The following is a 19,821-nucleotide window of genomic DNA, read 5'->3' as shown; positions in this document are numbered from 1 at the left end:
GCTTGCTCATGCCCTACCAGCGATAGGTGAGCTTGACGTTCCAGCGGCGACCCAGCAGGTCGTAGGTCATCGTGTCGGTGTTGGCATCGGTCCAGCTCTGGATGAACGGCGCTTGTTTGTCCCACAGATTGTCGACACCGACCGCGATTTCAGCCTGTTCGCCGAAGGCGTACTTCGCCTGCGCATTGTGATAAGTCAGGCTGGGCGCATGGTCGCCGATGTCGCCCTCGGCCGCATTGATGTCGTCGGCGCGGCCGATGTACTGGACGCTGTAGGTGCCCGACCACGGGCCGCGTTCGGTGGTCAACGACGCGAAAGATCGCCACTGCGCATAGCTGCCCCGCCCGCCGGTGATCTTGCCGGCGTATTGGATCTCGTCGGCGCCGTCGAACGGACGCACGTCGTAGTTGTTGAGATAGGACACATCCCAGGCCAGCGTGTTTCTCCAGTCGGCCAGGCCGAACTCGTACAACACGCCCAGATCCACGCCCGAGACGCGCTCGGTTGCCGCATTGACCGGCTGCGAGGACAGGAAATCGACTTCGCCGGTCAGAGGATTGCGGGTAAACGTCTCGCTGCTGCAGAACTCGTGCGCCAGCCCCGGCGTGTCGTAGCACACCGACAGCTTGGTCGAGCCGTCGATGCGCTGGATGGCGTTGTCGATGTCGATCTTGAAGTAGTCCAGCGTAAGCGTCAGGCCGGACACGAACTCGGGCGTCCAGACCGCACCGATGGTCAGCGTCCTTGCGTCCTCCGGCTCGAGGTCGGGATTGCCGCCGACCGTGGTCAGGATCGTGTTGCCGAGCTGGACATAGCCGACCGGCACCCCGGAGGCCTGGCAGTTCTGGTAAATCACCGAGGTGGAAGGCTGGCTGCTCCAGCCGCTGCACGGGTCGGTCGTCGTCAGGTTGCCCTCGGCGACCCCACCGAAGAGCTCCGGGATGTTCGGGATGCGAAAGGCAGTGGCGTAGTTGGCGCGGATCTTCAACGAAGGCACGACCTGCCAGTCCAGGCCGATCTTGTAGTTGGTGTCGCTGCCGAACAGGTCGTAATCCGAATAGCGCCCCGCGGCGTTCAAAGTGAGCGACTGGGCCAGGAAGGTGTCGGCGAGCAGCGGTACCGCGAACTCGACAAAGGCTTCCTTGGCCAGGTACTCACCCGCGATCGGGTCCTGCTGATTGGTATTGGCAATGCTCGCGACCGTCAGGGGGTCCGGATCGCGCCAGCCCTCCTCCTTGCGCACCTCGATCCCGGTGGCCATGCCCACCGGGCCGGCCGGCAGTTCGAACAGGTCTCCGCTCAGGTTCGCGGTGAAGCTTTCCTGCGAGTTGCCGCCCGTGTCGCGACTGGTGAACATGATGTAGTCCAGGACTGCCTGACTGACATCGCCGTAACCGAGATAGTCGGCGCACGGAATCGCCGCGCCCGACGCGTTGCTGCAGACCGACGTGTCCAACGTCTGTTCGACCCGGTCTAGGTTGGCCACGTTAGTGGAACCGTCGATGCCCGTGTTGCGACCCACGTTGAAGGCGACGTTCCAGTCCCAGTTCATGCCGAGCCGGCCGTTGAGCCCCAGCACCAGACGCGAGGTATCCGTTTCCTGGTAGAACTCGCGCACGCCGCCCTCCAGCAGCCGGCGGCGTTGCAGCAGCAAGTCCTCGCCCGTGGGATTGGTCGGGTGATCGGCCGAGATCAGGATCGGGCGATAGATGCCCAGTGTCCCCGGCGTCGCGATCTGGTCGGATTCGCGGTGCGTGTACATCAGCTCGGCGAACGCCGACACGTTCTCGCTCACGTTGAGGTTGCCGAACGCGTTGAAGCTCACCCGCTTGATCGGATTGACCGCATTGAGGTACGGATTGGAGTTGAAGTTGTGCCTGGCCGATGAGTACGGCTCGTAGAAATCGCCATCCCCATTGGGGTCCTGGTTGAAATTGATGGAGGTGCCATCGGGCAGCACGGCACGTCCGCCGATCGTGGAGGAGCTGCCGAAACAAACCAGCTCGCCCTCGCTCTCACCGAGCCCGCATGCCGCCCGGTCGGCCATGTTGACGGTGCCGGTTTCCGAATAGCTGATGCCGGCCATCAGGGATCCGGCCTCCCCGGTCGTGCCCCAGGTCAGGTCGGCGGACTTCTCCTCGCCATCGCCTTCGAACGTTTGGCCGTAGCGCACCGAAGCTTCGACCCCGTCGAAGTTGCGCTTGGTGATGAGGTTGACCACGCCGGCGACCGCATCGGCGCCGTAGATGGCGGAGGCACCGTCCTTCAGGACCTCGATGCGCTCGACCATGGCGATCGGGATGATGTTGAGGTCGACTGAACTGTTGGCCCCGGTGCCGCCATTGACCACGCGGCGCCCGTTGAGCAGGACCAGGGTGCGGTTGATGCCCAGGCCGCGCAGGTTGACCTGGGTCGTGCCATAACCGTTTTCGGCCCAGTAGGCATTCGTCTGGTTGCCCGCGAAGCCGGCCGAGGCCGGGATCCGCTGCAGCAGCGTCTCGACCGAGGTCGCTCCGGACCGTTCGATGGTTTCCCTGTCGATGACCGTGACCGGGCCGACGCCGGAAATCGCGGCGCGTTTGATATGGCTGCCGGTGACGGTGATCGTCCCCAGTTCGGTTGGTTCGGACGGGGCCGGCGACTCCGGTGTGGTTTGGGCGTTGGCGCCCGAGTTCAGCCCGACCAGCAACAAGGCGCTGATGGCGGACGCAAGCGGATGGCGTGTAGTGGACATGCGAATACCCCGGAGAGCGTGAAATCGATGACGGCGGCCGCCGGGGCGGAGTGAGCCAGGCCCGGGCAGACGGCAAGAAAGGACGCAGTAGCGCGTCCGCGCGTCAGATCACGCGATCGGAGGTCGGAAGACCGAAGTTCGAGGGCCGGGGTCGGCAGATTCCCAGGCGGCCCGGGCGGGGACCGTCGAGAGCAGATGGCGGGCGGCAAACTCCACCCTGACATCGATCAACTTGACCGAGAAGGCGCATGGGCATGTGCAGGCGCCGGTCGACCCGCAATCGCAGCCGTCATGTCCGGAACGACTTTCGCTCCCAGGCGGCTGCGCGTCGGATGCACACCCTGCTTTTCCACCAGACGCCGGGTCATCCCCCGCGGACGTTGCCTGCTGGCTTATGTCCTGAAGCAGCTCGGCAGCCATCGCGGCACCGGCCCAGACGGGCGCCACGGTGTTGACCAATACGGCCAACACCAGACACCACCGCCACAGAAACCGGGGTTTGCGCTTCATCATCGCTTGGGGGAGCGGTCCTTCAGGGGACCAGCCGAGTTAACACGCGCGTGAAGATGGTGTCAACTCGCGATGACGCCGTTGATCGCCGGCGATGTCGGTTGTTCTCATCATTTGCGGCGAGGAGCCGCGACGAGCCGCCAGGATCTCGCGTGCCTCTCCTCCGCTTGGGAAGCGTCATGCGCCCTGCCAGAGCCAGCAAGTTCTAGCGGAGCTTGGCCCTGGCCTCTCAGCTCGGCTAAAGCGGGCCCCGCCAATTGCGATGCAAGCGGCGGCGATGAGTTGGCCATGCGAATTCCAGCATCGCCAGGGATTCGGCAGTAGCTCGGCTCTGCCGCCGTGGGCTACGAGGGTTCGTGGCTCTGATTTCTGACCCCTCCGGCCCCTCCTCTTCGTCCCTCCCTACGAACTTTGGCGCTAAAACATCAGACCTTTGTTCCATTGGAACGATACAAGACGCGTTAAAGAACGCATTGAACGCCATAATATGGCAGTTGCGAAATATGAATGGGCATCAATGGTGATAATTCGGCCCCGTTTACCACAATTATTGGTCAGACCATTGACACGCTAGTTTAGATCGATCCAAACTCGATCCAGGTGGTGCATTTCGGTCGCCACGGCGGATGCGGAGCATGGAAAAAGTGTGTTCGCAATGGTCGGTCCAGCCGCAACGGGTTTGCGGGTGAACGGCACTCCCCTCCCGCGGGGAGTAGGCGGTGTTGCAATGGCCGTCACGGCCATCGCCACCAACCTGCCGCGGGCGGCAATTCCTGAGCCCCGCGACCACTGCGGGTTTGCCGACCCGCGCCTGATCAATGATTTCGAAGCCGTGGCCACAGCGGCTGCCCTCCCCCTCGACAAGGCCCGCTCGAACCGCCGCGACGAACGCGGGTCGGCGGCGACACGCTTGAACGCGCAACCACCCGGAATGTCCCGCGGCTTGCTCAACAGCGTGGCCGGCGACATGACGCCGCCCCATATCCCGCGGAGCGACATCCAGCCGCAGAACCGCGACTTCGTCGCGCTCCACCTCGACACGCAACCGGTGCGTGCGCCGCTGGAGCGCATTCCCGCGCCTCTGCTCGAACACGGATTGCCTAGGGCCGGCGCAGCACACGGGTATCCGGACTAGGGAAAGAGTTTTTGCGACTGCAATACATGGACACGGAGGGGCGCGTCCGGCGCTGGGGGTGGAACTCATGGAGCAACAACGGCTCGGCAACAACACAACCACCGCAGCAACCAACAGATCGATCGGGAGAGTGGCATGAAGTACCGCAAGTCCGCATTATCGGTGGCCATCGTCGCCTGCATCTCGTTCAGCGCCCACGCACAGGATGCCGGCCAGGAGCCCAGCTCAGACGATCAGGCCACCCAGTTGGATACCGTCACCGTTACCGGGTATCGCGTTTCCCTGGAAAAGAGCCAGGCGGTCAAGCGCACGGCCAATGCCATCGTCGACGCGATCAGCGCCGAAGACATCGGCAAGTTCCCTGACACCAATGCTGCCGAATCGCTGTCGCACCTGCCTGGCGTTACGGTCGACCGCCAGTTCGGCGAAGGCGAGAAAGTCAGCATCAACGGTACCGACCCGGCGCTCAACCGGGTGCTGGTCAACGGACAAACCATCGCCTCCGGCGACTGGGGCGGCAATCCCACCGATACCAGCGGCCGTACCTTCAACTACACCCTGCTCTCGCCGGAAATCATCGGCCTGATGGAGGTGTACAAGACGCCCGAAGCCCGCATCGATGAAGGCTCGATCGGTGGCACCGTGATCGTGCACACCCGCAAGCCGCTGGAGCTGCCCAAGAACACCGTCCGCGGTTCGGTCGGCTACAACTACAACGACCGCTCGGAAGACGGCAATCCGCGTGGATCGGTGCTGTGGAGCTGGAAGAACGACGCCGAGGACTTCGGCTTCCTGGTGTCCGCGACCCACGACAAGCAGAGCATTTCTCGCGCCGGCATCGAGTATTGGGGCTACGTCACCGGATTGCCTGCAACCGCCACGATCACCGGCGAAGGCGATCCCGCAGCTGCCAAGCTGCCGGTCGGCATCAGCAGTTCCTACTTCCAGCAGGATCGCGAACGCGACGGCCTGCAGACCGCGTTGCAGTGGAAGCCCAATGATCGCAACGAGTTCAACCTGACCGGCATCTATGTCAAGGGCAAGTACGACAACTTCAGCCAGGCGCGCTACGTCTGCCCGGCCTGCAGCCTGAGCCAGATCACCAGTGCCACCATCGAAGACGGCTACGTGATCGCCGCCGATGTCGACGGCGACGCCTATGCACAGCACGATTTCAACCTGCGCAAGAGCGAAGTCGAGACCAAGAGCCTGAACCTGCGCCACGACTTCTACGGCGACAACTGGGTGTTCACCACCCAGGCGGGCACGACCAGCGCCAAGGGCGGCAAGGATCCCGAGTACCTGATGAAGACGCTGCTGCTCAGCGGCGGATTCGACTTCGAGTACGACGCCAAGCACACCATCGTCAACTACGACAACAACGATGCTTCCAACTGGGGGCTGATCCCGGGTGTAACAAACGAGCAGTACGGCGGCAAGTATTACGAGACCAGCCGCGACAAGGAACGCTACTTCCAGTTCGATGCCGCGAAAGACGTGGCATGGGGTCCCATCAACAAGATCCAGATGGGCTACAAGTACACCAACCACGACAACAGCGTGTCTTCGCGCGGTAACGCGGTGTTTGTGACCTCACCCCTCAACCTCACCGAGATTGCCGGCGGTATGTCGCCGGGCGGGCTCTACGACGGCCTGGGAGCCAGCGGAGACTTGACGGATTGGACGACGGCCGATCTGGCCAAGGCAATCGCCTACTTCAATTCGCTCCCGGAAGGTGCTTTCAACTACAACTACGGCCCTTCGTTCTCGGTCAAGGAAATCACCACCGCGCTGTATGCCCAGGCGAACTTCGAGTCGGGCAAGTGGCGCGGCAACCTGGGCGTACGCTATGTCGACACGTCGGACAAGTCGTTGTACTGGGTCAGTAACGGCTCGGGCGGCTACGATCAGGCGCTGGCCAATCGCAGCTACTACAAGCCGCTGCCCAGCTTCAATCTGGCTTACGAGCTGAACGACGACATGGTGGCGCGCTTCTCCGCCGCCAAGGTGATGGCCCGCCCGCGCTACGGCCAATTGGCCGGGACTCTGGACCTCAACGACCAGAACTTCACCGGCGGCGGCGGCAACGTCGACCTGAAACCCTACGAGGCCACCAACTACGACCTGGCGTTCGAGTGGTACTTCGCCCCGAGCAGCATGCTCGCCGCGGAGGTGTTCCGTCGCGACATCACCAACTACGTCGTGACCAACACCACGGAACAGCAGTTGACCAATCCGATCTCCGGCGTGTCGGGCGTCTATTCCATCAGCCGTCCGATCAACGTCGCCGATGCCACTGCCACCGGCGTTGCGCTGATCTACCAACAAGCGTTCGACAACGGTTTTGGCATCAATGCCAACTACACGTATACCGATACCAGCACCAGCACCGATCTGTTCCTGCCTTACGTCTCGAAGAACGCCTATACGCTGACGCCGTACTTCGAAAAAGGTCCATTCAACGTGCGGCTTAACTACAGCTATCGTTCGGAGTACTTCAACCAGATCGGACGCCAGCAATCCACCGTGTTCGCTGATGCATACAAGCAGCTCGACCTGATCGCCGGCTACCAGATCAACGATCTGCTTGGGGTTACCTTCAGCGCCACCAACCTGCTCGACGAAACCTACTACTGGTACGACACCCAGAAGCGCACCCCGCTCGGCCTGTACAAGAGCGGACGCAACTACCAGGTGGCGCTCACCTTCAAGTTCTGATGTGGTATTGGCGGGCCATCGCTCCCTCCCCGATGGCCCGCCTCTTTTTTCAACGCAACAGCGCATTGGATCGACGACGGCCGGCACGGTCCAGCCGATGATCCGGACCTGGGCATGGCCATTCGCAACGCCGCCGGCCTGGCGATTTGCAACGGCGGCGCGCTCAGCGAACGCAGTCGCCAGGATCGCTGGTTTGCATCACACAGGACGCCAGTGCGCCATGCAGCGAACACACGGCACGAACTTGCAGGCCCGTCGGGTTTGTCGCACGATATCAAGGTTTTATCGATCTAAGTCGGATTGGTGACGCCTTGGAAAAACAGCGCAGGGTCACCCTGACCGACATCGCACGGGCTTGTGGAGTCTCGCGCGCGACCGTGTCGCTGGTGCTGCGCCGTAGTCCGCTGGTGCATGCGGAAACGCGCCGCCGGGTCGAGGCGGAAATGCGGCGTCAGAGCTACGTCTACAACCGCGCTGCCGCCAACCTGCGCCAGCGTGTGTCCACCACGGTGGCACTGGTCATCAACGATCTGTCGAATCCGTTCTTCGCGGAGTTTGCCGCCGGCGTCGATGAGGCGCTCGGCGCGAAGGGCTATGTCACCCTGCTTGGGAGCAGCAACGAGTCGCCCGAGCGGCAGCGCCAGGTGCTTGCTTCGATGATGGAGCACCATCCGGCCGGGATCATCCTGTCGCCGGCCGAGAACAGCGATGTCGCCGACGTGGAACTGGCGATCGGCCGCCATGCGCCGCTGCTGGTCTTCAACCGCGAGCTGACCGGGCCGCCGGTTCCGGGTTTCGAGTACGACTTCCTTGGCCTCGACAATCGCGCTGGCGCGCGTGCGGCGACCACGCGGCTGCTGGAACTGGGACACCGTCGTATCGCCTTTTATGGTGGCCACGCCGATTCCAGTTCCTGCCGCGAGCGCCGGCTGGGATACCAGGATGCGCTGAGCGGAGCCGGCATCGCGGTCGATCAGCGCCTGATGATCGAAACCGCGCCGACCCTCCTCGAGGCCAACGCGCACGCCGATGCATTGTTCGCCATGGATCCGGCACCGACCGCGGCCGTCTGCTACAACGACGCGGTGGCGTTGGGTCTGATGCTGGGACTAACCCGCCTAGGTCGCCGCCCGGGCGTCGACTTCGCCGTCACCGGTTTCGACAACATTCCCGAAGCCGCGGTCGGCATGCCCCCACTGACCACGTTGGATGCCGACCCGCGTGCGCGCGGGCGTCAGGTGGCCGAGCTCATTTTGCAGCGTGCAGCCGCGCCGTCGATGCCGCGGCGATCGGTGATCGTGCCCGTGCTGCTGACCGAACGGGATAGCACCCCGCATGCGTGATCTGGCTTGACCGGGTACTGCAGTCAGTCTTCCTCGCGGGAGGAATCCTTCTTCGCTTCTTCCTCGGCCTCTGGTTCGTCCGAGGCTTCGCGCAGTGCATCTGCCAACGCGCGATATGCGTTTACGAACCGGTCCCGGGCGCGCTCCCAGGCCTGCGCGTTGGCCTTCTGCAGTTCCCGGTAGCGCTCTTCGAGCGCTGCGCGACGTTCGGTCACCCTTGCCATCGAGCGATCACGCTCGATCTGCCTTTTTGTTTTCACGGCTTCGGCTTCCGCCAGCCATTCCGCGCGGTAGCGGCGAATGCGCTGGTCCATGCGATCGGTTGCCGAGCGTGCGCGCCGCACCGCCTGGTCGCGCCGGGCCGTGGAATAGGCTTCGATGGCGCGTACGGCTTCGTCGACTTCCCGGCGCATCTCGGCGCGCTGTTCGGCTTCGGAGGCGGGTTCGGGTTCCGCGGTGACCGCGGGCTGCTGCTGATGTGCAGCCGCCGCCAGGCTCGCGGCAAGCATTGCCGCGGCCACGATGATATGGACGCTGGACATGCGAGGCTCCTCTTCGAGGGAAGGCCGGCACAGCCTATGCATCGAGTCGGCTGGGCATATTGACCAGGATCAAGGGCATGGCATCGCGCCGGCGCCCACGGTCCGGGAGTGTCGGGTCGACCAGTCCTGTGGAAGGCGCGTTCGTTAACGTCCACCGCCGCTGCGGAATATCGACCACAGCAGCCAGAGCCCGAGTAATGAAGCCCCGACGAAGCCCAGCAGCCCGAAGAACGGCAAGCCCAGCAGGGTCGGTCCACCCGACACCGTGATCACGATCGACGAGCCCACGATCAGCGCCGCGATCACCATGCTGCCCGCCAGCCGGTTCGCGGAGTGGCTGACCTGGCGGCTGAAATCGTCCAGTTCCTCCACCTGCACGTGCAGGCGCGCTCCTCCACCCCGCACCGCCCGCAGCAACCGCCGCAGTTCGCCCGGCAACGCCGCCATCAGGCGCACGGTATCGGTCATGGCGCGCGCACTCCGCATGGCCACCGCGCGCGGACTGTACTGGGCCGCGATGGCGCGGCGCAGGAATGGCCGGGCCTGCCGCGCCATGTCGAAGCCCGGATCGAGGCTGCGGCCCAGGCCATCGAGCGTGAGGCAGGTCTTGATCAGCAACGCAAGGTCGGCCGGAAGGGCAAGCCGATGGGAGCGCAGCAGTGTCGTGACCTCCAGCAGCATCCCAGCCAGATCCAGTTCGCCGAGCGGTATCCCGTGGTAGCGGTCGACGAACGCATCGATATCGACTGCCAGCTGGGTTTCGTCGACATCCGGTCGCTCGGTCCAGTCGAGCAGGATCTCGGTGACGCGGCCCGGGTCGCGTTCGACCAGTCCGAACATCAGATTCACCACTTCGGCGCGGCGCGTCGGCGACAGCCGGCCGATCATTCCGTAGTCGATCAGGGCGATGCGCCCGTCGCCAAGCACGAACACGTTGCCGGGATGCGGATCGGCATGAAAGAAGCCATCCGAAAGCACCATCTTCAGGACCAGCTGCGCCCCTGAGCGCGCGACCTGCACCCGGTCGATGCCGGCGGCCGCCAGCGCCTGGAGATCGGCGACGGGAATGCCGTCGACGAAGTCCTGCACGTTCATGCGTTCGCTCGTGTACGGCCAGTAGACGGCCGGAACGACGAGGCGGGGCTCGCCGACGAAGCTGGCGGCGATTCGCTCGGCGTGACGGCATTCGGCGGCGAGGTCCAGCTCGCGCATCAGCGAGGTCCTGAACTGGCTCACGATGCCGACCGGATGGAACCGGCGCAGATCGGGAAGGCGGGACTCGATCTTCCTGGCCACGTACTGCAGCAGGCGCAGGTCGGCTTCGATGACCGGGCGGATGCCAGGACGGCGCACCTTGGCTACGACTTCACGCCCATCGTGCAGGCGGGCGCGGTGCACCTGTGCGATCGACGCGGCCGCCAGGGGGACCGGGTCGATGGAACCGAATGCGGCTTCGGGAGCGACGCCCAGTGCTGCGCACATTTCGGAGCAGATGGCATCGAACGGCACCGGCGGAACCGCATTCTGGAGGCGGCTGAACTCGGCGATCCAGTCCGGCGGGAACAGGTCGACCCGCGTGGCCAGCACCTGGCCCAGTTTGACGAAGCACGGACCCATTTCCTCCAGCGCACGGCGCACGCGCACGCGGCTCGGCAGGGCGGCCAGCTCCTCGATGCGCTCCAGCGGCAGAAAGGTGCCCGCCCGCGCCAGCGCGCGGGTCAGGCCGAGCCGCTGTACCAGGTCGCCAAAGCCATGACGCACGAGGATGGCCGCGATGGCCTGGACCCGGCCTGCATCATGAGTCGCGATCAGCGTGTCCCACATGACGATCAGCCCTCACAGCGCAAGGTGGATCGGGCGTCGCGCACCCCGACACCCGCAGCGCTCGATCTGCGCAGCATGCGCATCGGCCCGGTCAGCGGCATTGATCGAGATCAAGGGCATCTCCGCCCATCCGGATGATGCTGGAGCCTGAGGTGCGGGCATCCGTGGCGATCTGTCGGGTCGTGATTCCATGCTCGAACGCGGCCGCCCTCCCCGAGCGCAGCGACGCCATCGCCAGGCGCTTCGTCCCAGACAATCCGCATGGAGCAGTTCGATGGCCGCAGCCAAGCGCAACGACTTCCGCCTGAGTTTCCTCGGCGCCACCGGAACGGTGACCGGCTCCCGGTATCTGGTGGAGGCCGATGGCAAGCAGGTGCTGGTGGACTGCGGGCTGTTCCAGGGCTACAAGCAGCTGCGCCTGCGCAATTGGGCACCGTTTCCTGTGGCCCCTGCCAGCCTCGATGCCGTCCTTCTCACCCATGCGCACCTGGACCATGCCGGCTACCTGCCATTGCTTGCACGCAACGGCTATCGCGGCCCGGTGCACTGCACGCCCGCAACCGCCGCGCTGAGCCGGATCCTGCTGCCCGACAGCGGCCATCTGCTGGAGGAGGAGGCGCGTTACGCCAACAAGAAGGGCTCGTCCAAGCATCACCCTGCCCTGCCGCTGTACACCCAGGAGGACGCGCAGGCCTGCTTGCGGCAGTTCGCCCCGCACCCGTTCGACGCGCCGTTCGCGCTGGGGGGAACGTCGGTCACCGCCGCCTTCCGCCATGCCGGCCACATCCTCGGTGCGGCGTCGGTGACGCTGGAATGCGACGGTACCCGCATCACCTTCAGCGGCGATGTGGGTCGGCCCCACGATCCGGTGATGCGCGCGCCTGCTCCGCTGGCGGCAACCGATATCCTGGTGATCGAATCGACCTATGGCGATCGCCTGCACCCGACAACGGACCCGCAGGAAGAATTCGGGCCGATCCTCAGCCGCGTGGCCGCGCGCGGTGGCGTGGTGGTGATCCCGGCTTTTGCCGTGGGCCGCGCGCAGGCCCTGATCCACCTGGTTGCCCAGCTCAAAGCCAACGGCGCGATCCCCAAGGCGCTTCCCGTCTATCTCAACAGTCCGATGGCGACCGATGCAACGGCGCTCTATCACCAGTTTCGCGGCGATCATCGCCTGAGCACGGCCGAGTGCGATGCGCTGCATACATCCACCACCGTGATCAACACGGCTGAAGAATCGAAGGCGCTCAATCGCCGCGGGGGACCGATGGTGATCATTTCCGCCAGCGGCATGGCCACCGGCGGGCGGGTGGTCCATCACCTCAAGGCATTCGCCCCGGACTCGCGCAATGCGATCGTGCTGGCCGGATACCAGGCCGGCGGTACCCGCGGTGCATCCCTGGCGGCCGGTGCCTCGAGCATCCGGATCTTCGGCGAGAACATACCGGTCCGTGCCGAAGTCGTGCAGTTGTCCGGCGCTTCGGCGCATGCCGATGCCGATGAACTCCTCGCCTGGATGGGCGCAATCCCGGTGCCGCCCAAACGCGTGTTCATCACCCATGGCGAACCCGCGGCGGCCGATGCGCTGCGCCAGCGCATCGAGCGGCAGCTGGGGTGGGAGGTTACCGTGCCCGATTTCCGCGACACGGTGGACCTGCACGCGATTCGAGACGGTCTGCGGGCGCGGACGTGAACGGTCGGCCCAATCCGGTCAGCCTGCGGGTCGTCCGTGCGGGCATCGACACCTATCAGCAGCCCGTGGTCTACATGCACAAGGACTGCGAGGTGTGTCGTTCCGAAGGATTTGCGGCGCTCACCCGGGTGCAGATGAGCGTGGGCGACAAGGAGTTGATCGCCACGTTGAACGTGGTGGTGGACGACCATCTCGGCGCCGATGTGGTGGCGTTGTCGGAGGCGGCGTGGATGGCGATCCAGCCCGAGCCGGGCGCTTATGCGGTGTTCCACCACGCCGAACCGCCCCGCTCCTCCGCGGCCTTGCGGGCCAAGGTGTTCGGGCAGCGACTGGAGGACGCCGACTACCTGGCACTGATGCAGGATACGGTCGCCAGCCGCCTGTCCGACATCGAGCTTGCCGCGTTCGTCACCGCCTGTGCCGGCGAGCGCCTGGACCACGCGGAAACCACCTCGCTCACCCGCGCGATGATCGCAGTGGGCCAGACCCTCGATTGGGGCGAAGGCCCGACCCTGGACAAGCATTGCGTGGGCGGCCTGCCCGGCAATCGCACCACGCCGATCGTGGTCGCGATCGTGGCGGCATTGGGCCATCGCATTCCCAAGACCTCGTCGCGCGCGATCACCTCGCCCGCCGGCACCGCAGACACGATGGAAGTGATGACTCCAGTGGAGCTGAACCTGGCCGCGATGCGCCGGGTCGTGGCGCGCGAGGGCGGTTGCGTGGTCTGGGGCGGCAACGTGCGGCTCAGCCCGGCGGACGACGTGCTGATCCGGGTGGAGCGACCGCTGGACTTCGACAGCGATGGCCAGCTGGTGGCGAGCGTACTGTCGAAGAAGGCGGCGGCAGGTTCCAGCCATGTACTGATCGACATGCCCGTCGGCCCCACCGCCAAGGTGCGCTCGAACGCCGCGGCCGAAGCACTGACCGGCCGGCTCGGAAGCACCGCGGCGGCACTGGGGCTGCGCCTGGCGGTGCATCGGTCCGATGGCCGTCAGCCGGTGGGCTTCGGAATCGGTCCGGCGCTGGAAGCGCGGGATGTATTGCAGGTGTTGCGCGGCGATGCGGATGCACCGGCGGACCTGCGCGAGCGTGCCCTCGACCTGACCGGCGAACTGCTCGACCTGGTGCCTGGAAGCGTGCTCGGGCAGGGCCGCGAACGGGCCCGCGAGACGCTCGCCTCGGGACGGGCGCTGGCCAAGTTCTATGCGATCTGCGAGGCGCAGGGTGGATTCACCGAGCCGACGCTGGCCGGCCATCGCGCCGAGATCCTGGCGCTGCACACAGGCCGGGTCGCCACCATCGACAACCGGCATCTTGCCAAAGTGGCGAAGCTGGCCGGCGCACCTGCCGCCGCCGCCGCCGGTCTCATCACCGCGATAAGGATCGGTGACGCGGTCCGGCGCGGCGACCTGCTCTACACGGTGCATGCGCAGACGCGTGGCGAGCTCAAGTACGCCCTGGCCTATGCCCGCGCGCATCCGCAGATCATCAGCGTGGCACGGGAGGCGCCATGACGGTCGTGATCCTGCCTTTCCCTGCACAGGAAGCACTGGCCGCGGACCTCGGGGTTCTCCTCGAGGCTCACGGATTCGACGCCCATGTCGGACGGCTCGACTGGCGCCGCTTTCCGGACGGCGAATCCCTGGTCGCGATCGATGAGGCCATCGACGGCGCCGACGTCATCGTCGTGGCGAGCCTGCGCGACCCCGACGCCATGGCATTGGCGCTCCGCTACGCGGCTGCCACGGCACGCGAGTTCGGCGCGCGCTCGATGGGCCTGGTAGCGCCCTATCTCGCCTATATGCGCCAGGATGCGCGCTTCCACCCCGGCGAAGCCATCACGGCTCCGCTGTTCGCAGGCTTCCTGGAAGACAGCTTCGACTGGCTGGCCACGGTCGATCCGCATCTGCATCGCATTCCGACGCTGGACGCGGTGTTCCGCATGCCTACGCGCTGCGTCGCCGCAGCGCCGGCCGTGGCCGAATGGATCCGCACAACGGTGCCAGATGCGGTCCTGATCGGCCCGGACGGGGAAAGCGAACAGTGGGTCGCCGACATCGCCAGGCGTGCGGCGCTGTCGTACCAGATCCTGAGCAAGCGGCGCAGGGGCGATCGTGACGTCATCGTGAGTTTGCCGGATCCCGGCCTGCTGCGGGATCGGACACCTGTGATCGTCGATGACATCATTTCGACCGGGCAGACGATAGTCGAGGCGCTGCGGCATCTGATCGCGGCAGGGCTGCGACCGGCGACCTGCGTGACGATCCACGCCGTCTTCGCCGCTGGCGCGTACGAACATCTGCTCGCCGCAGGTGCCGGGCGCATTGTCAGCACGGACACCATTCCGCATCCATCCAATGCCATCGGGCTCGCGCCCCTGCTCGCCCAGGCGGCGGCGGAGCTGTTGCGCGGCGCGCCCGGGAAACCTGCTCAACCGGCGAGCGAAGGCCGCAGCCCGGTCATCTAGGCCGGCCGCGAACCCGCTTCGGCCGTGTCCTGGTTGGCTGCGCCGGCATGCAGCGACTTCATGCAATACGTGTTGCGACCCGCCTCCTTGGCGGCGTACAGCGCCGCGTCCGCGCACGACATCAATGTCCTGGCGTCGACCGGCGCGTGGGTGTATGCGATCCCGATGCTGGTCGTCACCTTCAATTCTCTGCCCTCCACGCGCATCGGCTGGGTCATCGTCTCGATGAGCTTGCGCGCAATCGTTTCCGCCGCGTCCGGCAGCGCGGCGTCGTCGACGATCACGACGAATTCATCGCCGCCCAGGCGGGCGACGAGATCCGTGGCGCGCACGTTGTCCAGCAGGCGCTGCGCGAATGCGCACAGGATGCCGTCACCGATCGCGTGGCCATGCTTGTCGTTGATGGTCTTGAAATGATCGATATCCAGGTAGAGCAGCGCGATCGGGAATTCATGCCGGCGCAGGCGCAATATCGCCAGCGACAGGCGTTCGTCGAACTGCCGCCGGTTGGCCAGGCCGGTCAGGGTGTCGGTGCGGGCCAGCCGCTCGAGTTCGCGCCTGCTCTCTTCCAGGGCGTGCTCGGTGGCGATGCGCCGGGTGACGTTGCGGCCGGCGTAGATGATGTCCCACTCGCCCTCCCTATCCGCGCTGGGAATCGGTCGCGTCACCGCCTCGACCCAGACGTAATGGCCGTCCTTGTGGCGGACCCGGTAGACCTCCGTCTTCGGTTCGCCCGAGGCAATCACCTGCGCCATGGAGTCGGCTTGCCGGTCGCGGTCCTCGGGGTGCACCAGGCTCCAGCGCGTGCCCAGCATTTCATCGGCCTCCCAGCCCAGCATGTCCTTGGCCGAAGGCGAAACGTAGAGGCGCTCGCCATTCGCGCGCATCCGCACCACGACATCATGCGAATAGTCGGCGAGCATCTTGTACCGCTGCTGGCTGTCGCGCAGGCGCTGTGTCAAACGTTTGTGCTCGGCCATGGCCAGCGCCACCGGTATGGTCATCAGGCAACCGGCCGCGATATAGAGCTGCAGCAGCGCGATGCGGCTCGAGGGTGCGATGTTCGCGATCGACGCCAGCGGCCCCTGCCCCATTGCCGTGGCGATGCTGCCGATCAGGGCCAGCAGGACTACGCCGACGGTCACGCCTGCGAAACCATGCCGGAACGCGCCGAAGAGCAAGGGCAGATAGGGCAGGAACAGGACTGGATAGGGGGAAGAGAACGCCGCCAGGGCCACCAGCACCAGCAACAGCATCGTGCCAACGAAGCTCCCGCGCTTGCCCGAGGCGATCACCAGGCCAAGCCCTTCGCGCAGGGCAACCAGGGTAAAGGTTCCGACGATCACCATGCCGACGACGTGCGCGGCGTACCAGGTCAGCAGGTGAGTCAGGAACGAACCACCTGATGTGACAGTGATGGCCATTGCGGCAAGGACGCCGGACACCGCGCAGGCGATCAACGTGCTGCCTGTCGCGACGACGCCCAGGGTGATCCATCGCTTGGGATCGCCGACATCGCCGACGATGCGCCGGATACCGCCAGCAACGATCAGGACCTCGACGATATTGCTGGCGGCGAGCGCCAACCCGTACCCCACCGAATAGCCCGTCAGCAGGTGCGCCAGGAAATCCGCGGCAAGTCCACCTGCGATGTAGCCGGGCCACAAGGACGTAGGCCTGGACAACAGCCAGCCACCCAGGATCCCATTGCCGATCCAGACCGCTGTCAACTCCCCCGGCCCGAGCGCCAGCATCAGCGAGAGCCAGTCGGTCGCACCGATCAGCAGAATCAGGACCGCGAGATCCTTCCACTGGCGATGCGACATCGTTGAAGGTCTGTCCATGGCGGCAACCGATCCTGGATGACTTGGCCCGATAGTAGCCCACAAATATTGTTGCGCCCGCGCCCTGCATTTGCTTCACCGCAGCATCCGCGACACAGCCGCCAGCCGTCCTGCGCGCTCCGCATGGGCATTGCCTACGTCATCGCGAGCGCAAGTCAATCACTATCGGCATTGAATCAAGCCATCGCTCCGCGTCCTGCGCCGGACAAGTGGCCGCGCCCGCATTACCATGGACAGGAATTCCCTGGAACCGGCGGCATGCGCGCCCCATCTCCAACTTCGCCAGAATCCAGAGCGCAGGCACCGCGCGTGCTGGTGGTGGACGACGAACCCGAGATTGGCGCCCTGCTGACGCGCTACCTGGGGGGCCAGGGCCTGCAAGTGACCGTGGTGATGGACGGTGCCCGGTTTCGTGCCGCAATGCGCTCGCCCGAGTTCGACGTGGTGTTGCTGGATCTGGGTCTGCCGGATGAGGAAGGGTTGGGCCTGATCCGCGAACTCCGCACGCACTGGCAGGGCCCGGTGATCATCGTCAGCGGACGCGGGGATTCCGTCGAACGGGTGGTCGGCCTGGAACTGGGCGCGGACGACTACGTCACCAAGCCGTTCGACCTGCGCGAACTGCTGGCGCGCATCCGCTCGGTCTTGCGCCGCACGCAACCGTCGCCCCCGGCGGTCGATCGCGGGCGGGCGCTCTGCTTCGAAGGGATGCGGCTCGAGCTCGATGCGCGTCGCCTGATCGGGCGCGATGGCGAACCCGTCAGCCTGACCAGCGGCGAGTTCGAGCTGTTGCGGACCCTGCTCGAACGGCCGAACGTGGTGCTTAGCCGGGACCAGCTCATGAGCGCCATGCACGGACGGACGGCTGGCCCATTCGATCGGGCCATCGATATGCAGGTCGGCCGGTTGCGCCGCAAGATCGAAGCCGACCCGGCCAACCCGCAGCTGATCAAGGCGGTTCGCGGCGCAGGCTACCTGTTCGCTGTCGCGGTGGTGCGCAACTGACATGACCCCGGTGTTTTCCCAGCTGTTCGAATCGGTCCCGGATGCCCTGCTCGTGGTCGGCCGCGACGGCCGGATCGAGCTGGCCAACGAGAACGCCGAGCGCCTGTTCGGCTACGCGTCCGGCCAGCTCAGTGGGTTGAGCGTCGAAGAGCTGGTTCCGGCCGGCGCGCGCGAGCGGCATCGTGGGCACCGGGAACGCTACATGCACCAGCCACGCGTGCGGCCGATGGGCGGGGCCAACATGACGCTGGTGGGACAGCGGCGCGACGGCCAGCACTTCCCGGTCGAAATCGCGCTCAGCCCGCTGGATGCCAGCGATGAGGCCCCGCGTTATCTGGCCTCGATCCGCGATATCTCCGAAACCCAGCGTGCCCGCCAGGCGCTTGCGCGAGCGCGTTACGACACGGTGCTCGCCAGGATCGGCCAGTTGGCGCTCGCGTCCACCGACGAAGAAAGCGTCATCGGGCGCCTGCCCGGCCTGCTGGCGGAGGTAATGGACCTGCCGGTCGTCGCGGTCGTGGTCGTGCGCGGCGAAGAGGCCATGATCAGCGCGCAGACTGGCCTGGAGGCCGCGGACCTGGTCGACCCGCAATGGCTGTCGCTCGAACAGGGGCCTCTGCAGCGCGTGTTGCATAGCGGACAGCCCGTGCTGGTCCAGTCCCCAGAGCTGCCTGGGCCGCCTCCTCCATGGCCAGTCGAGACGGCCAGTGCGGCGCTGATTCCGCTGCTGGATCGCTCGCGTCCGATGGGCGCCCTCGTCGCGCTGTCGCCCCAGCCGGCCCGCTTCGATCACGACGCGCTCCAGCTCCTGCAGCAGACCGGCAACCTGGTGTCCGCGCTCATGCAGCGCCGGCGCACCGAAGAGCAGCTTGCCCACGCCCAACGACTGGAAGCCGTCGGCCAGCTCACCGGCGGCGTCGCCCATGATTTCAACAATCTGTTGACCGTATTGTCGGGGAGCCTGCAGCTGCTGGAAATCGAATGCGAGGGCCAACGCGATGCATCCGAGATCATCAGCAGCGCGTTGCGTTCGGTCGAGCGCGGAACCGAGCTGACTTCGAAGCTGCTCGCCTTCGCGCGGCGGCAACACCTGTCTCCCCGCGTCATCGACGCCGGGGCGCTGCTGGCCGATCTGGAACGGATGCTGCGCCGAACGCTGGGCGAAACGGTCGTATTGCGGATCGACTGCGAACCCGGCCTCTCGCCGCTCTACGCCGATGCTTCGCAGTTGGACAGCGCGCTGCTCAACCTGGCGCTCAACGCCCGCGACGCCATGCCCGGAGGGGGAGAAATCACGATCACGGCGCGGGAGCGCTGGGTGACCGCGGAGCCCTCGACGCCCGGGCAGCGCCCCGGGCATTACATCGCCTTCACGGTGGCCGATACCGGTCACGGCATGTCACCGGCGGTCGTGGCGCGAGCGTTCGAGCCGTTCTTCACCACCAAGGCCATCGGCCGCGGCAGCGGGCTGGGACTGAGCATGGTGTACGGCTTCGTTTCGCAGAGCGGCGGCTACATGCATATCCACAGCGAACCACGTCAGGGCACGCGGGTCGAATTGTTCCTCCCGGTGGCCTCCGCCGATGCAGCGATGCGTGAAGCGCCCGCGCCGGACGTGAACGTACGTGGATCGGAAGCGATCCTGCTGGTGGAGGACGAAGCGGATGTGCGCGCCATCGGTGGAGCCTTCCTGCGGTCGCTGGGCTACGACGTCGTGGAAGTGGGCAGTGCGGCCGACGCGCTCGAACGACTGGCTTCGCGCGATGATTTCGCGTTGATCTTCAGCGACGTCATGCTCGGCGGAGGCATGAACGGCATGGAGCTGGCGCAGGCCGCGCAGGCGTTGCGGCCGCACATCGGGGTGCTGCTCACATCCGGATACGACGATCCATCGATCCAGATCGAGTCGCCCCAACGCTTCGAACTGCTGCGCAAGCCGTATCGCCGTGAGGCGTTGGCCACGGCGATACGCCGCAATATTCAGGCGCCACCGCAGCCCTGAC

At 65.7% G+C, this 19,821-nt stretch carries 13 protein-coding genes; 9 read left to right on the top strand and 4 right to left on the bottom strand.

The genetic code is table 11. The annotated features are described in order from the left end of the window. Nucleotides 1–13 precede the first annotated feature (13 nt). Nucleotides 14–2,734 (bottom strand): TonB-dependent receptor, encoded by a 2,721-nt coding sequence (locus MC380_RS04370; protein WP_242103867.1) that lies wholly within the window; start codon nt 2,732–2,734, stop codon nt 14–16. Nucleotides 2,735–3,971: 1,237 nt separating this feature from the next. Between MC380_RS04370 and MC380_RS04365 the strand changes: the two genes are divergently transcribed. From MC380_RS04365 to MC380_RS04350, 4 genes are all read left to right on the top strand, one after another. Then, entirely contained in the window at nt 3,972–4,379 is a 408-nt protein-coding gene (locus MC380_RS04365; RefSeq protein WP_242163248.1) for a hypothetical protein, read from the top strand. Nucleotides 4,380–4,514: 135 nt separating this feature from the next. Further along, the gene (locus tag MC380_RS04360; protein WP_242163247.1) at nt 4,515–7,097 is read left to right on the top strand and encodes a TonB-dependent receptor; all 2,583 of its coding nucleotides are present in this window, start codon (nt 4,515–4,517) and stop codon (nt 7,095–7,097) included. Nucleotides 7,098–7,211: 114 nt separating this feature from the next. Beyond that, a complete protein-coding gene (locus MC380_RS04355; protein ID WP_242163442.1) occupies nt 7,212–7,391 on the top strand; it encodes a hypothetical protein in 180 nt (59 codons plus the stop codon). Between the two features lie 17 nt (nt 7,392–7,408). After that, a complete protein-coding gene (locus MC380_RS04350; protein ID WP_277929488.1) occupies nt 7,409–8,440 on the top strand; it encodes a LacI family DNA-binding transcriptional regulator in 1,032 nt (343 codons plus the stop codon). A 23-nt stretch (nt 8,441–8,463) separates the two neighbouring features. On the opposite strand, the gene MC380_RS04345 is transcribed toward MC380_RS04350, so the two are convergent. Next, nucleotides 8,464–8,982, bottom strand: a complete 519-nt coding sequence (locus MC380_RS04345; protein WP_242163245.1) for a hypothetical protein — start codon at nt 8,980–8,982, stop codon at nt 8,464–8,466. A 144-nt stretch (nt 8,983–9,126) separates the two neighbouring features. Then, a complete protein-coding gene (locus MC380_RS04340; protein ID WP_242103871.1) occupies nt 9,127–10,806 on the bottom strand; it encodes an AarF/UbiB family protein in 1,680 nt (559 codons plus the stop codon). Nucleotides 10,807–11,080: 274 nt separating this feature from the next. Here MC380_RS04340 and MC380_RS04335 point away from each other — a divergent pair, with 274 nt between their 5' ends. From MC380_RS04335 to MC380_RS04325, 3 genes are read left to right on the top strand one after another with little or no spacing between them, the layout of a single operon-like run. Continuing rightward, complete coding sequence (locus MC380_RS04335; protein WP_242163243.1) at nt 11,081–12,499, top strand: MBL fold metallo-hydrolase; 1,419 nt, start codon at nt 11,081–11,083, stop codon at nt 12,497–12,499. Further along, a complete protein-coding gene (locus MC380_RS04330; protein WP_242163241.1) occupies nt 12,496–14,016 on the top strand; it encodes a thymidine phosphorylase family protein in 1,521 nt (506 codons plus the stop codon). Before MC380_RS04335 ends, MC380_RS04330 begins: the two co-directional genes overlap by 4 nt. Continuing rightward, complete coding sequence (locus tag MC380_RS04325; RefSeq protein ID WP_242163239.1) at nt 14,013–14,969, top strand: ribose-phosphate diphosphokinase; 957 nt, start codon at nt 14,013–14,015, stop codon at nt 14,967–14,969. Before MC380_RS04330 ends, MC380_RS04325 begins: the two co-directional genes overlap by 4 nt. Here the strand turns inward: MC380_RS04325 and MC380_RS04320 are convergent. Next, entirely contained in the window at nt 14,966–16,813 is a 1,848-nt protein-coding gene (locus MC380_RS04320; RefSeq protein WP_242163237.1) for a sensor domain-containing diguanylate cyclase, read from the bottom strand. The two genes, MC380_RS04325 and MC380_RS04320, sit on opposite strands and share 4 nt — an antisense overlap. A 258-nt stretch (nt 16,814–17,071) precedes the next feature. On the opposite strand from MC380_RS04320, the gene MC380_RS04315 reads away from it, so the two are divergent. Both MC380_RS04315 and MC380_RS04310 read left to right on the top strand, forming a co-directional pair. Then, nucleotides 17,072–17,818, top strand: coding sequence for a response regulator transcription factor (locus tag MC380_RS04315; protein ID WP_242163234.1), 747 nt, complete (start codon nt 17,072–17,074; stop codon nt 17,816–17,818). A gap of 1 nt (nt 17,819) precedes the next feature. Continuing rightward, on the top strand, nt 17,820–19,820 hold the full coding sequence (locus MC380_RS04310) for a PAS domain S-box protein (RefSeq protein ID WP_242163232.1): 2,001 nt from the start codon (nt 17,820–17,822) through the stop codon (nt 19,818–19,820). The last annotated feature ends 1 nt before the right edge of the window (nt 19,821 follow it).

Origin of the sequence: Lysobacter sp. M15 (genome assembly GCF_022662515.1) — a bacterium.
Taxonomy (GTDB): domain Bacteria; phylum Pseudomonadota; class Gammaproteobacteria; order Xanthomonadales; family Xanthomonadaceae; genus JAKPBU01.
This window is presented reverse-complemented; position numbering and strand designations above follow the sequence as displayed.

Bases quoted from the DNA above. Each gene is read 5' to 3' on its own strand.
- MC380_RS04370 (WP_242103867.1), bottom strand. From the start codon at position 2,734: ATGTCCACTACACGCCATCCGCTTGCGTCCGCCATCAGCGCCTTGTTG.
- MC380_RS04365 (WP_242163248.1), top strand. From the start codon at position 3,972: ATGGCCGTCACGGCCATCGCCACCAACCTGCCGCGGGCGGCAATTCCT.
- MC380_RS04360 (WP_242163247.1), top strand. From the start codon at position 4,515: ATGAAGTACCGCAAGTCCGCATTATCGGTGGCCATCGTCGCCTGCATC.
- MC380_RS04355 (WP_242163442.1), top strand. From the start codon at position 7,212: ATGGCCATTCGCAACGCCGCCGGCCTGGCGATTTGCAACGGCGGCGCG.
- MC380_RS04345 (WP_242163245.1), bottom strand. From the start codon at position 8,982: ATGTCCAGCGTCCATATCATCGTGGCCGCGGCAATGCTTGCCGCGAGC.
- MC380_RS04340 (WP_242103871.1), bottom strand. From the start codon at position 10,806: ATGTGGGACACGCTGATCGCGACTCATGATGCAGGCCGGGTCCAGGCC.
- MC380_RS04335 (WP_242163243.1), top strand. From the start codon at position 11,081: ATGGCCGCAGCCAAGCGCAACGACTTCCGCCTGAGTTTCCTCGGCGCC.
- MC380_RS04325 (WP_242163239.1), top strand. From the start codon at position 14,013: ATGACGGTCGTGATCCTGCCTTTCCCTGCACAGGAAGCACTGGCCGCG.
- MC380_RS04320 (WP_242163237.1), bottom strand. From the start codon at position 16,813: ATGGACAGACCTTCAACGATGTCGCATCGCCAGTGGAAGGATCTCGCG.
- MC380_RS04315 (WP_242163234.1), top strand. From the start codon at position 17,072: ATGCGCGCCCCATCTCCAACTTCGCCAGAATCCAGAGCGCAGGCACCG.
- MC380_RS04310 (WP_242163232.1), top strand. From the start codon at position 17,820: ATGACCCCGGTGTTTTCCCAGCTGTTCGAATCGGTCCCGGATGCCCTG.